This is a genomic window from Bradyrhizobium sp. USDA 241 (assembly GCF_049739505.1).
Classification (GTDB): domain Bacteria; phylum Pseudomonadota; class Alphaproteobacteria; order Rhizobiales; family Xanthobacteraceae; genus Bradyrhizobium; species Bradyrhizobium liaoningense.
Genome location: NZ_JBMGPZ010000002.1, coordinates 960,583 through 973,485, shown reverse-complemented (window position 1 = coordinate 973,485; position 12,903 = coordinate 960,583). Strand labels below are relative to the sequence as shown.

Annotated in this window: 12 protein-coding genes; 8 read left to right on the top strand and 4 right to left on the bottom strand. The window is 65.6% G+C overall.

The annotated features are described in order from the left end of the window. Nucleotide 1: 1 nt before the first annotated feature. From ABIF91_RS05545 to ABIF91_RS05535, 3 genes are read left to right on the top strand one after another with little or no spacing between them, the layout of a single operon-like run. The gene (locus ABIF91_RS05545; protein WP_028180772.1) at nucleotides 2–1,267 is read left to right on the top strand and encodes an NAD(P)/FAD-dependent oxidoreductase; all 1,266 of its coding nucleotides are present in this window, start codon (nucleotides 2–4) and stop codon (nucleotides 1,265–1,267) included. Nucleotides 1,268–1,276: 9 nt separating this feature from the next. Beyond that, nucleotides 1,277–2,020 carry an aspartate/glutamate racemase family protein gene (locus ABIF91_RS05540; RefSeq protein ID WP_028180773.1) on the top strand — a complete coding sequence of 248 codons (744 nt, stop codon included), beginning with the start codon at nucleotides 1,277–1,279 and terminating at the stop codon, nucleotides 2,018–2,020. 39 nt (nucleotides 2,021–2,059) lie between these two features. After that, nucleotides 2,060–2,839, top strand: coding sequence for an SDR family NAD(P)-dependent oxidoreductase (locus ABIF91_RS05535; RefSeq protein ID WP_028180774.1), 780 nt, complete (start codon nucleotides 2,060–2,062; stop codon nucleotides 2,837–2,839). A 150-nt stretch (nucleotides 2,840–2,989) separates the two neighbouring features. On the opposite strand, the gene ABIF91_RS05530 is transcribed toward ABIF91_RS05535, so the two are convergent. The 4 genes from ABIF91_RS05530 to ABIF91_RS05515 all read right to left on the bottom strand — a co-directional run bounded on the left by ABIF91_RS05530 (nucleotide 2,990) and on the right by ABIF91_RS05515 (nucleotide 8,077). Continuing rightward, nucleotides 2,990–3,784 (bottom strand): IclR family transcriptional regulator, encoded by a 795-nt coding sequence (locus ABIF91_RS05530; protein ID WP_028180775.1) that lies wholly within the window; start codon nucleotides 3,782–3,784, stop codon nucleotides 2,990–2,992. A gap of 19 nt (nucleotides 3,785–3,803) precedes the next feature. After that, on the bottom strand, nucleotides 3,804–5,537 hold the full coding sequence (locus ABIF91_RS05525) for an FAD-dependent oxidoreductase (RefSeq protein WP_028180776.1): 1,734 nt from the start codon (nucleotides 5,535–5,537) through the stop codon (nucleotides 3,804–3,806). Nucleotides 5,538–5,545: 8 nt separating this feature from the next. Further along, nucleotides 5,546–6,760: an ABC transporter substrate-binding protein gene (locus tag ABIF91_RS05520; RefSeq protein WP_028180777.1), complete on the bottom strand. Its 1,215-nt coding sequence runs from the start codon at nucleotides 6,758–6,760 to the stop codon at nucleotides 5,546–5,548. Between the two features lie 187 nt (nucleotides 6,761–6,947). Then, nucleotides 6,948–8,077 (bottom strand): IS3-like element ISRj2 family transposase gene (locus ABIF91_RS05515; protein ID WP_424578686.1). Its coding sequence is split into 2 segments (ribosomal slippage): nucleotides 6,948–7,819 and nucleotides 7,819–8,077, totalling 1,131 coding nucleotides; the frame shifts between segments, so codons are not numbered across the junction. Nucleotides 8,078–8,490: 413 nt separating this feature from the next. On the opposite strand from ABIF91_RS05515, the gene ABIF91_RS05510 reads away from it, so the two are divergent. The 5 genes from ABIF91_RS05510 (at nucleotide 8,491) to ABIF91_RS05490 (ending at nucleotide 12,731) form a co-directional block, all read left to right on the top strand. After that, nucleotides 8,491–9,792 (top strand): MFS transporter, encoded by a 1,302-nt coding sequence (locus ABIF91_RS05510; RefSeq protein ID WP_035670274.1) that lies wholly within the window; start codon nucleotides 8,491–8,493, stop codon nucleotides 9,790–9,792. 217 nt (nucleotides 9,793–10,009) lie between these two features. Then, nucleotides 10,010–10,471, top strand: a complete 462-nt coding sequence (locus tag ABIF91_RS05505) for an Hsp20 family protein (RefSeq protein ID WP_028181167.1) — start codon at nucleotides 10,010–10,012, stop codon at nucleotides 10,469–10,471. Between the two features lie 76 nt (nucleotides 10,472–10,547). Next, a complete protein-coding gene (locus tag ABIF91_RS05500) occupies nucleotides 10,548–11,039 on the top strand; it encodes an Hsp20/alpha crystallin family protein (RefSeq protein ID WP_028181166.1) in 492 nt (163 codons plus the stop codon). 87 nt (nucleotides 11,040–11,126) lie between these two features. Then, nucleotides 11,127–11,462, top strand: coding sequence for a hypothetical protein (locus ABIF91_RS05495; RefSeq protein WP_028181165.1), 336 nt, complete (start codon nucleotides 11,127–11,129; stop codon nucleotides 11,460–11,462). A 162-nt stretch (nucleotides 11,463–11,624) separates the two neighbouring features. After that, nucleotides 11,625–12,731, top strand: coding sequence for a trypsin-like peptidase domain-containing protein (locus ABIF91_RS05490; protein ID WP_028181164.1), 1,107 nt, complete (start codon nucleotides 11,625–11,627; stop codon nucleotides 12,729–12,731). The last annotated feature ends 172 nt before the right edge of the window (nucleotides 12,732–12,903 follow it).

Here is a 12,903-nt window from a genome sequence, read left to right as displayed (position 1 = left end):
GATGTCGGCCGGCCGCCACGTCGCCATCATCGGTGCCGGCGCGATCGGCGTGATCAGCGCGATCGAGGCCCTGCGCGAGGGCCATCGCGCCACGCTGATCGATCCGGGCGAGCCCGGCGGCGAACAGGCGGCGAGCTACGGCAATGCCGGCTGGCTGTCGTCGCATTCGGTGATCCCGCCGGCCGAGCCGGGCATCTGGATGAAGGTGCCGGGATATCTTTTGGACCCGCTCGGCCCGCTCGCGATCCGCTGGTCGTACCTGCCGAAGGCGTTGCCCTGGCTGATCAAGTACCTGCTCTCGGGCTGGACCGCGGCGCGCGTCGAGACGACGGCCTTTGCGTTGCGTGATCTCCTGAAGGACGCGCCGTTGCTGCACCGGAAGCTCGCGGAAGAGGCGGGCGTCCCTGAATTGATCGAGCGCAACGGCGTGATGCATGTCTTCCCGTCGCGAGGCAATTTCGACAGCGACCTCGGCTGGCGCCTGCGCAAGAAGGTCGGCGTCCAATGGCTCGAGCTCAACGCGGACGAGATGCGGCAGCGCGAGCCGGACCTGCATCCGCGCTACACCTTTGGCGTGGTGGTGGAGGAGGCCGGCCGCTGCCGCGATCCCGGTGCTTACGTTGCTGCGCTTGCCAATCATGCGATCGCCAGCGGCGCGAAGCACGTGCGCGCCAAGGCGACCGGGCTCAAGCTCTCCGGCGGCAAGCTCGTCGCGGTCATCACCGAAACCGGCGAGATCGCATGCGATGCCGCTGTGGTCGCGGCGGGTGCCCGCTCGAAGCAACTCACCGCGTCGGTCGGCGATCCCCTGCCGCTGGAGACCGAGCGCGGCTATCATGTCGTGATCGAGAATCCGGAATCGGGCCCGCGTAGTTCGATGATGGCATCCGACGCCAAGATGGTGGTGAACTGGACCAACAAGGGCCTGCGCGCCGCCGGCACGGTGGAGATCGCCGGCTTGGAGGCAGCGCCGAACTGGAAACGCGCCGAGATCCTGCGCAGCCACCTCCTCAGCATGTTCCCGAAGTTGCCGAAGGACATCCCGGCCTCGCGCATCAAGACCTGGTTCGGCCATCGCCCGAGCATGCCGGACGGGCGTCCCTGTATCGGCTACGCGCGCGCCTCGCGCGACATCGTCTATGCCTTCGGCCACGGCCATGTCGGCCTGGTCGGCTCGGCCCGCACCGGCCGTCTCGTCGCCCAGCTCGTGAGCGGCAAGGCGCCGGAGATTCCACTCGCGCCGTTCGCGCCCGACCGTTTCCTCTGAGAGCGTACCATGAGCACCTCAGCCAGCCCGTCCTCCCGTATCGCCCGTGGTGGCAAGGCTATCTATGGCGCGCCGCTCGGCATCCTGATGCTGGAGGCGCGCTTCCCCCGCATTCCCGGCGACATGGGCAACGGCACGACCTGGCCGTTCCCCGTGCTCTATCGTGTGGTGAGCGGCGCCTCGCCGGAGAAGGTGGTGCTGAAGGGCGCCGCCGGCCTGCTGCCCGACTTCATCGACGCGGCCAAGGATCTGGTGCGGCTCGGGGCCGAAGCCATCACCACCAATTGCGGCTTCCTCTCGCTGTTCCAGAAGGAGATCGCGGCGGCCGTCGGCGTTCCCGTCGCGACCTCGTCGCTGATGCAGGTGCCCTGGGTGCAGGCGACCTTGCCGCCGGGCAAGCGCGTCGGGCTCGTCACGGTGTCGGGCTCGACCCTGACGCCGGCCCATCTCGAAGGCGCCGGCGTGCCGCTCGACACGCCGCTGGTCGGCACCGAGAACGGCAAGGAGTTTTTCCGTGTCCTGATCAAGGCCGAGAAGGACGACATGGACATTGCGCAGGCCGAGCGTGACGTGGTCGAGGCCGGCAAGCAGCTCGTCGCCGAGAATCCCGACGTCGGCGCCATCGTGCTCGAATGCACCAACATGCCGCCTTATGCCGCAGCGCTTCAGGCCGAAGTCGGGCTGCCGGTCTACGACATCTATTCCATGATCACCTGGTTTCACGCCGGACTGCGCCCGCGCGTCTTTGCGTGAACGCGTCCGCGAGATCGTCACAAGTCCTGGAGCGAACCCATGAAACTATCCGGCAAGGTCGCCGCCATCACCGGCGCGGCGCGCGGCATCGGCAAGGCCTGCGCGAAGAGATTCCTGGACGATGGCGTCAAGGTCGTCATCTCCGATGTCGATGCAAACGGCCTCGCCGCGACGGCTGCCGAGCTGGGGCGGCCGGACGCCTTGCGCACCGTGGTCGGCAATGTCGCCAAGCGCACTGACGTGGATCAGCTCGTCGCGACCGCCGTGAAGGAGTTCGGCCGGCTCGACATCATGGTCAACAATGCCGGCGTCGCCCGCAACCGGGACATCCTCGACATTACCGAAGAGGAGTTCGACGAGATCATCGGCATCAACCTGAAAGGCGCATTCTTCGGCGTGCAGGCGGCGGCGAGGCAAATGATCGCGCAGGGCGGCGGCGGTGTCATCATCAACATGTCCTCGGTGAATGCGCTGCTCGCGATCCCGGCGCTGGCGACCTATGCAATGTCCAAGGGCGGCATGAAGCAGCTCACGTCGGTCGCGGCTGTCGCGCTCGCCCCGCACAACATTCGTGTGGTGGCGGTTGGCCCCGGCACGATCCTGACCGACATGGTGGCCTCGTCCATCTACACCTCGGAGGATGCCCGCAGGACCGTGATGTCGCGCACGCCCGCCGGCCGCGGCGGCGAGCCGAGCGAGGTGGCATCGGTCGTGGCGTTCCTTGCCAGCGACGATGCGTCCTACATCACCGGCCAGACGATCTATCCCGATGGCGGCAGGCTGATCCTGAACTACACGGTGCCCGTGAAGGAGAAGTAGGCACGTTGCCGCCCCACACTCGATGTCATCGCCCGGCTTGACCGGGCGATCCAGTACGCCGAGGCGGTCGTGATCGGATCGATGGGCCGCGGCGTACTGGCTTCCCCGCTTTCGCGGGGAAGACAGTCGTCGTGAGGCAGGCAGTCTGCCTCACTCCGCCGCAACGGTCAGCCCATATCCCAGCCGCTTCGAGATGCCGCCGGCGCAGTCGCGCAAGGCATGCGCGATGGGGCTGTCCCAGCGCGCATCGAAAGTGCCTTCCGGCCCCATCGCGGTGATGACCAGCGCGACGTGGCCGGAATGGTCAAATACGGGCGCCGAGAATGCGTTGACGCCGGGCAGGGGATCGCCGAGCGCACGGGCAAGGCCGTGCTTGCGGACCTCGGCGAGTATCTCGGCGACCTTCGCGCCCTTCACCGCGCGCTTCGGATTGTAGCCGACGCCGCGACGATCGAGCCCGCTTTCGAGCGCGGCAGCGATCGTCTTCTCCGGCAGGAACGCCGCAAAAGCCCGGCCCGTCGCGGTCTCCAGCAGTGCCATCACCGAACCGGCCCGCATCACGATGTGGACGGGCTGGGCCGGCTCTTCGAGCTGCACCACGGTTGGACCGTGCGTGCCCCAGACGGCGAGTGAGACTGCATGTCCGATCTGGTTCGCGAGCGCGGCGATCCTGGGACGCGCGATGCGCACGCCCGAGAGCCGGCGCAGGCTGATGAGACCGAGCTCGAGCGCCAGCGCGCCGATCTCGTAGCGGCCGGTGGTTTCGTCCTGTTCGATCAGGCCGATGCGGGAGAAGCTGGCGAGATAGGGATGCGCCTTGGCCGGCGTCATGCCGGCCTCGCGGGCGAGATCGCGCAGCATCATCGGCTCGCCGCATCTTGCGAGCGCGCGGAGCAATTCTCCGCCGACCTCGATCGACTGGATGCCGCGGCTTTCTCTCTTCATGCGCCTCCTGGCGGGTGGCCTACGCTGCGTCGCGCCTGGCGGCGCTGTCGGCAAGATGTCGTCCGGCAATGTAACCGAAGGTCAGCGCCGGCCCAAGGGTGATGCCGGCGCCGGGATAGTTGCCGCCCATGATGCTCGCCATGTCGTTGCCGGCGGCATAGAGGCCGGGAATCACCCGGCCTTCGGCGTCGAGCGCCCGCGCGTTCTCGTCGGTGACGATGCCGGCATAGGTGCCGAGATCGCCGATCACCATCTTGATGGCGTAGAACGGTCCGTTTTCGATCGGCGCGACGCAGGGGTTCGGGCCGTGCAGTGCGTCGCCCTGGTAGCGGTTATAGGCCTTCGAGCCCTTGCCGAAGGCAGCATCGTGACCGAGTGGGGCGGTCGCATTGAACTGCCTGACCGTTTCGGTGAACGCCTCGGCATCGATCCCGGCCTTGGCCGCGAGCGCCTCCAGCGTGTCGCCGCGCATGAGATAGCCGGACTTCAGGTGATGGCCCAGCGGCATCGGGAAGGGCGGCACGCAGCCGAGGCCGTATTTGCGCAACGTCTTGTGATCGCAGACGAGGAAGGCGGCGATCTCCTCGCCGGGCCTGGCCGCCTTGACCATGGCCTGGACGAAGTCATGATAGGAATTGCCTTCATTGGCAAAGCGCTTGCCGTCGCGCATCACCGCGATCACGCCGGGCTTGGCGCGGTCGATGAAATGCGGCATCACGCCCTTCGAGCCGTCCTTGCGCGTGGTCAGCGACACCGGCACCCAGGCTGCCGCGTTCGGCAGGCGCTCCTCGACTTGCCCGCCGGCGGCTTCCGCCAGGCGTAGTCCATCCCCGGTATTGCCGGTCGGCCCCGGCGAATAGTGCTCGTTGCCGGTCGGTGCATGCGGAAACATCCTCTTGCGCCGTTCCACATCATGCGGAAAGCCGCCGCAGGCGAGAACGACGCCCTGGCGTGCCCGGATGCGCACGTCGCGTCCCTCGCGCGAGACGATCGCGCCGGTGACGGCGCCGTTCTCGACGGTCAGCTCGCGCACCGGCGAGGACAGCCACATCGGAATCTTCAGATCGAGCGCGGATTTCGCGAGGCGCCCGGCCAGCGCGTTGCCGTTCGTCAGCGTCATGCCGCGGCCGTAGCGCAGCACGTCCATCAGATGCCGCGACAGGCGCTTGGCGACATAGACCGCCGAGGTCAGCGACTTCGTCACCCGCATGAAATGGATGATCTCCTTGCCGGAGCCAAGCATCATGCCGAACACGGTGAGCTCGGGCAGCGGCATGCCCAGCGTCTTGATCTGATCGCCGAGCTCGCGCCCGTCGAACGGGCGCGTCACCATGGAGCGGCCGCCCTGCGCGCCGCCGGGCGCCTCGGCATGGTAGTCCGGAAACACCAGCGGCATGTCGAAGCGTAGCGCGGTCTTGGTGGTGAAGAAATCGACCGCCTCGGGGCCGGCGCTCAGGAAGGCATCGACCCGCGCGGCGTCGTAATTGTTGCCGGCCTCGTGGCGAAGATAGGTGCGGGCCTGTTCCGGCGTCTCTTCGATGCCGTAGGCCTTTGCCAGCGATGTACCGGGAATCCAGAGCCAGCCGCCGGAGCGCGCGGTGGTGCCACCGAAGCGCGGCTCCTTCTCGACGATCAGCACATCGAGGCCGCGGGAGCGCGCGGTGATCGCGGCCGACATGCCGGAGCAGCCCGATCCGGCCACGAGCACATCGCACTCGTAAGTCTCAATGGCGCCATGCTCGTTGCCGGTCATGCCTCACCTCATTTCTTCAGGAGCGGACATTTGGATTCGGAGACGGGGCGAAAGGCGTCCTCGCCCTTCACGGTCTTGACAATATCCAGATAGTCCCACGGCTCCTTCGATTGCTCGGGCGTCTTCACCTTGGCGAGGTACATGTCGCGGATGACGCGGCCGTCCTCGCGCAACTTGCCGCCGTGAACGAAGATATCCTCGATCGGCAGCTCGCGCATCCTGGCCATCACCTTGGCGGAATCGTCGGTGCCGGCAGCCTTGATGGCCTTGAGATAATGCAGCACCGACCCGTAGACGCCGGTCTGGATCATGGTCGGCATCACCTTGGTGCGCTCGTAGAACTTCTTCGACCAGGCGCGCGTGGCCTCGTCCATGTTCCAGTAGGACGCCGTGGTCATGTAGGTGCCCTGCGCGGCCTTCAGGCCGATCACGTGCACGTCGGTGTCGAACATCAGGAGGCCGACCAGCTTCTGGCCGCCCTGGACCAGGCCGAACTCGCCGGACTGCTTGATGGCGTTGTCGGTATCCTGGCCGGCATTGGCGAAGGCGACCACGTCGGATTTCGAGCTCTGCGCCTGGAGCGCGAAGGAGGAGAAGTCCGCCGTGTTGGTCGGATGCTTGACGCCGCCGAGCACCTTGCCGCCCATCTCGTTGATGAAGCGGGTTGCGTCCTTCTCGAGCTGCTGGCCGAAGGCGTAATCGGCCGTGATGAAGTACCAGGACTTGCCGCCTTCCTTGATGACGGCCGAGGCCGTCACCTTCGACAGCGCGTAGGTGTCATAAGTGAAGTGCACGGTGTTCGGGCTGCACAGCTCGTCCGTCAGGGAGCTGGCGCCGGGACCGGACAGCAGCGCGATCTTGTTGCGCTCGCGCACCATGTTGTGCACGGCGATCGCGATGCCGGAATTGGGAATGTCGACCACGGCGTCGACCTTGCCGTTGTCGAACCAGCCGCGCACGATCTGCACGCCGACGTCGGTCTTCATCTGATGGTCGGCGCTGATGACCTCGATCGGCTTGCCGAGCACGGTCGGCCCGAACTCCTCCACCGCCATCTTCGCGGCTTCCACCGAGCCCGGCCCGCTGTTGTCGCGGCCCCAGCTCGACAGATCCGTCAGCACGCCGATCCGCACCACGTCGTCGGAGATCTGTGCGGTGGCCGCCGTGGTCATGGCAGCTGAAGTCATGGCCGCGAGCATGGCGCAGGCCAGAAGCCCTTTCATTGCCGTTTCCTCTCTTTTTGGCCGCTTGGCGCGGCGGGGTGAGAGCTGGCCCCGGTTGTTTGGACAGCGCCCCGCTGGATTTAAGTGGATTCCTGCCGGGTTATGCTGAACGCGGGGCTTTACGGTTTTGTCGTTGCGTCGGGAGGGCGTAGCCCGACCAGAGCGACGACAAAACCGTCGGCGACGGTCATGCGGCCATCACCATAGCTTGCGTGCCGAAGTAAGCCTCGTCGGGCGTGCGCCCGTCAAGGCTCGAGTGAGGGCGTCCCTGATTGTAGAAGGCCAGATACTTGGCAATTGACGCTCGCGCCTCGGACACGCTGTCGTAGGCGCGGAGATATACTTCTTCGTATTTGACCGTGCGCCAGAGCCGCTCGACAAACACGTTGTCGCGCCAGGCGCCCTTGCCGTCCATGCTGATGGCGATCTTCGCGTCCAGCAGCACATCGGTGAACTCGAGGCTGGTGAACTGGCTGCCCTGATCCGTGTTGAAAATCTCGGGCCTGCCGTGCTTCGCCAACGCCTCCTGGACCGCTTCGACGCAGAAGGCCGCCTCCATTGTGATCGAGACGCGATGGGCCAGGACCCGTCGGCTGAACACATCGACGACCGCCGCGAGATAGACGAAGCCACGCCGCATCGGAATGTAGGTGATGTCCATTGCCCACGCATGGTCGGGCCGCTCGATCTTCAATCCGCGCAACAGGTACGGGTAGATCTTGTGACCCGGAGCCGGCTTGCTCGTGTTCGGGCGACGATAGACCGCCTCGATCCCCATGCGCTTCATCAGCGTCGCGATGTGGCGGCGACCGGCGTATACGCCCTCCCGCCGCAGCAACGATCGCAGCATACGCGCTCCCGCGAAGGGATAATCGAGATGCAGCTCATCGAGCCGACGCATCAAGGCAAGGTCCTCGGCCGAAACTGGCCGAGGTTCATAGTAGACCGTGCTGCGAGCCAGCTTCAGGACCTTCGCCTGGCGCACGATAGAAAGATCATGATCGCGGTCGATCATCGCTTTGCGCTCAGCAGGCCCGCCTTGGTGAGCGCGCCGGACACAAAATCGTTTTCCAACGCCAGCTCGCCGATCTTGGCATGTAACGCCTTCAAATCGACCGGCGTCTCGGCCGATGTCTTGTCATGCCCAAACACGCCGGCGGCGCCTTCCAGGAGCTGGTTTTTCCAGATCGTGATCTGGTTCGGATGAACATCAAACAGTTGCGCCAGCTCCGCCAGTGTCTTGTCGCCTTTGACCGCAGCCAAAGCAACCTTCGCCTTGAATGCCGGAGAATGCGTCCGGCGGCTCTTCTTCGTCATCTTCGCTCCTGATTCGCAGCAAGAATCCTCGCCGCTGTCAGGCAGAAAATCCACTCAAGCTACTGTCCGAATTTGCGGAGCTCTGGTGGTTGTGGAGGTAAATTAGAGAATAGCGAATAAGTTTGTCAATGGCGAATAGCAGTGGTCGCGAGGTTCCGTCTTCGATGCCACCACGTCGTGGAGATAGACACGCAGCCGCCTCAACACCCGTCATTGCGAGGAGCCCTTGCGACCAAGCAATCCAGATCGTTTCCGCGGATCAAGTCTGGATTGCTTCGCTGCGCTCGCAAGGGCGGTTGTGGAGGCCGCGGCGCAAAATCCCGCGCCGTCATCCTGTGAGAGACAACACCTCCACAGATTGCAACCATCACAACGATTGGCCATGATGCGCACTGGAATCGTTGGGGCAGGGCATGACGGCAGCAACGGAGGTCTCCGCTTCCGCGGAGAAATCGACGACGGCGCATGTGGTGTGGGCGAGCGCGCTTGGCACTGCGATCGAATGGTACGATTTCCTGATCTACGGCACGGCCGCGGCGCTGGTCTTCAACAGGCTGTTCTTCCCGAGCTTCGATCCCTTCGTCGGCACGCTCGTGGCATTCTCGACCTATGCGGTCGGCTTCGTGGCGCGGCCGATCGGCGGTGCCATTATCGGGCATTACGGCGACCGGCTCGGCCGCAAGACCATGCTGGTCGCGACCATGATCGCAATGGGGCTCGGCACCTTCCTGATCGGCTGCCTTCCGACCTATAGCCAGATCGGCATCTGGGCGCCGATCCTGCTCGTCTGCCTGCGCTTCGTTCAGGGCATCGGGCTCGGCGGCGAATGGAGCGGCGCGGTGGTGATGGTGATCGAGCATGCCGGCAATCGCCGCGGCTTCTACGGCAGCCTGGTGCAGATCGGCTTTCCCGTCGGGGTCGCCGCGTCCACGGGCATCTTCGCACTGATGACGAAGCTGCCCGAGGCGGACTTCCTCAGCTGGGGCTGGCGCGTGCCGTTCCTGATCAGCATTCTGCTCGTCGGCGTCGGCTTCATCGTGCGGCTCAAGCTCGCGGAGACGCCGCACTTCAAGGAAGTGGTCGAGCGCAAGGAGGTGCTGGCGCAGCCGGCGCTCGAGGTGCTGCGCCGCGACTGGCGCAGCTTCCTCCTCGCGGTCGGCATCACGGTGTCGGAGGTCGGGCTCGCTTATCTCCTCACCGTCTTCACCGTGGTCTATGCCACGACAAAGCTCGGTCTGCCACGGCAGGTGATCCTGGATGCCGTGGTCTATGCCGCCATCGTCGAGTTCGCGACGCTGCCGCTTGCCGGCTGGCTGTCCGACATCTTCGGACGCAAGGCGCTGTATCTCGCCGGCGGCGTATTCTCGGTGGCGCTGGCCTTTCCGCTGTTCTGGTTCCTGGACACCAGGGAGCCGGCGCTGATCACCCTCGCGCTCGTCGTCACGATGACGCTGACCCATGCGCTGCTGTTCGGGCCGAAGGCCGCGTTCATGCCGGAGCTGTTCCGCACCCAGGTGCGCTACAGCGGTGCTTCGCTCGGCGCCAACGTCGCGGCAGCTTTGAGCGGCGGCTTCTCGCCGCTGATCGCGGCCGGGCTGCTGGCATGGGCCGGCTCGTACTGGGCGGTGTCGGTCTATATCATTGCCTTGTCGATCGTCACGATCATCGCGACCCTGCTGGCGCCGGAGACGGCACGGGGCCCGCTGAGATCCTGAAGGTCAGCCCCCGCCAGGGGACGCGGCGGCCCCGAAATTTTTCTCCGCCCCCCTCTTGAAAGCGGTCTCGGATTTTCTAAGTCGTTTTTCGCCGCGAGAGCGGTGTGCCGGATGCCAGGATCGGGTCCGGCACGGGCGCCGGGCTGGTCTTTCGGACCCGTCTGAATTCCCGCCTTGCGCTCCTTCGTATCCATCTTGCTCTTTGGAGGACTTGGTTATGAGGACCAGTTTTGATTTCGCGCCCCTGTGGCGCTCCACCATCGGCTTCGATCATCTGGCCGACCTCGTCGACAGCACGCTGCGCCAGGCGACCGAGGACAACTATCCCCCCTACAACATCGAGCGTTCCGGCGAAGACCATTACCGGATCAGCCTTGCGGTGGCAGGCTTCGGCGCCAGCGACATCACCGTGACGGCCGAGCAGAACGCGCTCACCATCGAGGGCAGGAAGCCCGAGACCGCTGCGCGCGAATATCTGTACCAGGGCATCGCCGCGCGTCCGTTCCGGCGCGTGTTCAATCTCGCCGACTACGTCCAGGTGAAGCAGGCCTCGTTCCAGGACGGGCTCCTGATCATCGACCTCGTCCGCGAGGTTCCGGAAGCCATGAAGCCGCGCCGGATTCCGATCGCGGGCGGCGCTCCTGCGGCATCGCAGATCGAGCAGAAGAAAGCAGCCTAAGCGCTCGATCGATTGAATGGCGGAACGCGGCGCGCGGATGCGCGGGCCGCGCTCCCGATGCATGAAGGAGAGAACCATGGCTTTTCGTGATCTCATTCCCTGGTCGAGAAACCAGGAGCTTGCGCCAGCGCGCGACAATTTCGATCCGTTCCTGACGCTTCATCGCGAGATGAACCGTCTGTTCGATGACGTCTTCCGTGGCTTCGGCGGGACCAGCCTGTCGCCGCTGATGGAAGGCCGGTTCGGCTGGCCGAAGGTCGAGCTCAGCGAGACCGACAAGACGCTGACCGTCTCGGCCGAACTTCCCGGCCTGACGGAGAAGGACGTCCAGGTCGAGATCGCCAATGGCGTCCTGACCGTCCGCGGCGAGAAGAAGGCGGAGCGCAACGGCGAAGGCAGGTACTTCACCGAGCGCTATTACGGCGCCTTCGAACGGCAGATCCCGCTGGAGGGCGTCGAGGAGGACAAGGCCGAGGCGTCGTTCAAGAACGGCGTCCTGACCGTGTCGCTGCCGAAATCGGAGAAGGCGCGCGAAGGCGTCAAGCGCATCGCCATCAACACGCATTGATGTCAAGCGGGACGGCGGCGTTCGGCGCCGCCGTCCCATCGTCGACAAACCCGTCCCCCCGGAAAGGAGCATGAGGGAGACACGCCGATGACCAACGTGAATTCCAATACCGGCACTCTCAATCCGCTGTTTCACCCTGCGGCCCATTACGACTCGCCTGCCGACGTTCTGAATGCGCCGGAGCTTTCTTCGCCCGAGAAGCGCATCATCCTGTCGTCCTGGGCGTCCGACATGTACGCGGTCGAATCCTGTCCCGCCTTGCGCGAGATTCCCGGCATGAGCCACACGGTCCGGCTCGCCGACATTCTGGCCGCCTTGCGCAGGCTCGACGGCGACAACGACAATGACGATCCGCCGCGGGGCGGCGGGGTGCCGATGCGGCCGCGGCGGCCATGGGCCGCCGCAGAGAGGCGGGCCGCATGATGTTCACACCGACCGTCCTCGGCCTCGTGCTGCTCGGCCAGGCCTCGGCAGCCTGTGCCGTTCCGTTCCTGGCCCTGCAGGGCTGGATCGTCGCATCGCGCGGCGAAGGCTGAGGCCACGCAGGTCGCGCATATCCACACAATAGAGCGACAGGTCACGAAGATGAATGCTGTGCGTCTGCTGTTCCTGGCCTTGCTGGTGCTGACGCTCACGGCGTCACAGCCTGCCGCCGGCCAGATTCCGGATCTGAAGACCGGCGGCCCGGTGCCGACCCTGGCGCCGCTGGTGCGCCAGGTGACGCCCGCCGTGGTCAACATTTCCGTGCACGGCCGCGTGCGCGAGGACAACCCGCTCTATCGCGATCCGCTCTTCCGCGAATTCTTCGACGTCCCCAGGCAGATCGAGAAGGAGGTCAATGCGACCGGCTCCGGGGTCATCGTCGACGCCCAGCGCGGCTACGTGCTGACCAACAATCACGTGGTCGAAGGCACCTCCGCCGTTCAGATCACGACCAAGGACGGGCGCCAGTTTTCCGCCAGGGTCATCGGCCGTGATCCGCCGACGGATGTCGCGGTGCTCCAGGTCCAGAACCCGGCCGGGCTCAAGGCGCTTCCCTTCGGCGACAGCGACGGGCTCGAGGTCGGTGATTTCGTCCTCGCGATCGGCAATCCGTTCGGCCTCGGCCAGACCGTGACGTCAGGGCTCGTCAGCGCGCTCGGCCGCACCGGGCTCGGCAAGCAGGGCTATGAGGACTTCATCCAGACCGATGCGGCGATCAATCCCGGCAATTCCGGCGGGGCGCTGGTCAGCCTGCGCGGCGAGCTCGTCGGCATCAACTCTGCGATCATCTCGCCGGCGGGCGGCAATGTCGGCATCGGCTTTGCCATCCCGGTCAACATGGCGCGCAAGGTGATGGAGCAGATCATCGTGAGCGGCCGCGTCGAGCGCGGCCGCATCGGCGTTTCGCTGAAGGACCTGCATCCCTCGATCAACAAGGGATTGAATCAAGGCGCCTTCATCGCCGAGATCGCTGCGGATTCGCCTGCAGAGAAGGCCGGCCTGCGCAAGGGCGATATCGTCACCGGAGCCGACGACCGCCCGATCCGCACCGCCGCCCAGCTCCGCAACACGATCGGTCTTGCGCGCATCGGCGAGGATGTGAAGCTCACTCTGCTGCGCAAGGGTGCGCCGCTCACCGCCACGGTGAGAGTGGCGCCAGCGACCGAGCCCAGCAGCGCGCTCGCAGGCCCCAACCGCCTCGTCCGCTGAACGAATGCGGGGACGAAGCGCGGAAGCTGGACGTCCCCTGCGATGGCAGGGCTATCGCATATGAAGGGCTATCGCATATGAGATGTCGCTATGGGCACCGGCTGTCTCCACGGCGTCATGGCCGGGCTTGTCCCGGCCATCCACGCCTTTCCACGCGGCACAAAGAACGTGG

What these genes read in the sequence shown, in the direction of transcription:
- ABIF91_RS05495 (WP_028181165.1), top strand. Translation starts at nt 11,127, where the DNA reads ATGACCAACGTGAATTCCAATACCGGCACTCTCAATCCGCTGTTTCAC.
- ABIF91_RS05520 (WP_028180777.1), bottom strand. Translation starts at nt 6,760, where the DNA reads ATGAAAGGGCTTCTGGCCTGCGCCATGCTCGCGGCCATGACTTCAGCT.
- ABIF91_RS05505 (WP_028181167.1), top strand. Translation starts at nt 10,010, where the DNA reads ATGAGGACCAGTTTTGATTTCGCGCCCCTGTGGCGCTCCACCATCGGC.
- ABIF91_RS05530 (WP_028180775.1), bottom strand. Translation starts at nt 3,784, where the DNA reads ATGAAGAGAGAAAGCCGCGGCATCCAGTCGATCGAGGTCGGCGGAGAA.
- ABIF91_RS05490 (WP_028181164.1), top strand. Translation starts at nt 11,625, where the DNA reads ATGAATGCTGTGCGTCTGCTGTTCCTGGCCTTGCTGGTGCTGACGCTC.
- ABIF91_RS05510 (WP_035670274.1), top strand. Translation starts at nt 8,491, where the DNA reads ATGACGGCAGCAACGGAGGTCTCCGCTTCCGCGGAGAAATCGACGACG.
- ABIF91_RS05535 (WP_028180774.1), top strand. Translation starts at nt 2,060, where the DNA reads ATGAAACTATCCGGCAAGGTCGCCGCCATCACCGGCGCGGCGCGCGGC.
- ABIF91_RS05545 (WP_028180772.1), top strand. Translation starts at nt 2, where the DNA reads ATGTCGGCCGGCCGCCACGTCGCCATCATCGGTGCCGGCGCGATCGGC.
- ABIF91_RS05500 (WP_028181166.1), top strand. Translation starts at nt 10,548, where the DNA reads ATGGCTTTTCGTGATCTCATTCCCTGGTCGAGAAACCAGGAGCTTGCG.
- ABIF91_RS05525 (WP_028180776.1), bottom strand. Translation starts at nt 5,537, where the DNA reads ATGACCGGCAACGAGCATGGCGCCATTGAGACTTACGAGTGCGATGTG.
- ABIF91_RS05540 (WP_028180773.1), top strand. Translation starts at nt 1,277, where the DNA reads ATGAGCACCTCAGCCAGCCCGTCCTCCCGTATCGCCCGTGGTGGCAAG.